Genomic DNA, 1176 nt, shown 5'->3' on the forward strand with positions numbered 1-1176 from the left:
CCGCCTGTCGCCACGCCGCAGGCAGAAAAAAGCCGTCTGAAAATCTCGATTGCCGTATCGCGGCAGCGGATTTTCAGACGGCTTTTTGCGTGCGGATTATTGCGTGATGGCATCGGCCGCAGCGTTTTTGCGCTGGTAGCCTTTGTCGTGCATACAGGCGTCGAACAGGGCGCGGTCCTGCGTGCCGCTGCTTTCGGCGCAGGCGGAGATGGCTTCCGCCGCCGTGAGCTTGCGGGGTGCGGGGCGGTCGCCGGTGTTGGCGCAGGCGGCGAGCAGGGTGGAAGCGGCAATCAGCATCAGAATGTGTTTCATGGTGTTTCCTTGAAAAAAGCGGGTAGGGGGGAGTTTACCAGTTTTTGACTTTGTCCAAATCATTTTGCGCGAGCTGGCCGGCGTGTTCGCTGCGGCTTTGGTAGGCGCGGTCGGCGCGGATATGGTCGGAGACGAAGTCCAAATGGTTTTGCGCGGTTTCGGCGGCCAGCGGGCCGTTGCCGTCGCGTATGGCTTCAAACAGGGCGCGGTGGTGGCGGATTAAGGTCGGGCGCGGGTTGTCGGCGCGGTTGGTTTTGATGATGTTGCTGCGGGTTTCGCGGTAAAGCATACGCAGCAGGCTGCCGGAAAGATGGCCGAACAGAATATTGTGGGTGGCATCGGCGATGGCCTGATGAAAGCTGGCATCGGCTTCGGTTTGATGCTCGAGATTATTTTGCGCGCAGGCGGCTTCAAAATTGTCCAGCCAGAAGCGGATGCGGCTCAAATCGGCTTCGGTACGCCGCTCGGCAGCCAGCGCGGCCATAATGCCTTCCATGTGGCGGCTGAAATCATACACATCGCGTTCCCAATGCGAATGCTTGCCCAAAAGCTCCTGCCAGCTTTGCAGAAAATCCTGCTGCGACCGGGAGGAAACGTAATAGCCGTCGCCCTGACGCGCTTCCAGAATTTTGCGCGAAACCAATACGGCCAGCGCTGCACGCACGCTCGGGCGGGAAACGCCGAACTCGCCGGCCAGCGTGCGCTCGGGCGGGATGCGGCTGCCTTCGGGGTATTCGCCCGAGGCGATGCGCTCTTCTAATAAGGCCAGGATTTGGTCGCTGATTTTTTGCGGGCGGATAAGTTTGGTCATGGGCGGTTGGTGCGTGGGTGCGTCGGCATATCGGGAAAACAGAAAATGTATCG

General features: G+C 59.9%; 2 protein-coding genes. Both read right to left on the bottom strand.

The window, feature by feature from the left end; translation table 11 throughout:
• Positions 1-96: 96 nt before the first annotated feature.
• Positions 97-312 carry a hypothetical protein gene (locus tag BDE01S_RS10625; protein ID WP_066081386.1) on the bottom strand — a complete coding sequence of 72 codons (216 nt, stop codon included), beginning with the start codon at positions 310-312 and terminating at the stop codon, positions 97-99.
• A gap of 34 nt (positions 313-346) precedes the next feature.
• The gene (locus BDE01S_RS10630; protein WP_066081389.1) at positions 347-1123 is read right to left on the bottom strand and encodes a FadR/GntR family transcriptional regulator; all 777 of its coding nucleotides are present in this window, start codon (positions 1121-1123) and stop codon (positions 347-349) included.
• Positions 1124-1176: the final 53 nt, after the last annotated feature.

Origin of the sequence: Bergeriella denitrificans NBRC 102155 (assembly GCF_001592185.1) — a bacterium.
Taxonomy (GTDB): Bacteria; Pseudomonadota; Gammaproteobacteria; order Burkholderiales; family Neisseriaceae; genus Neisseria; species Neisseria denitrificans.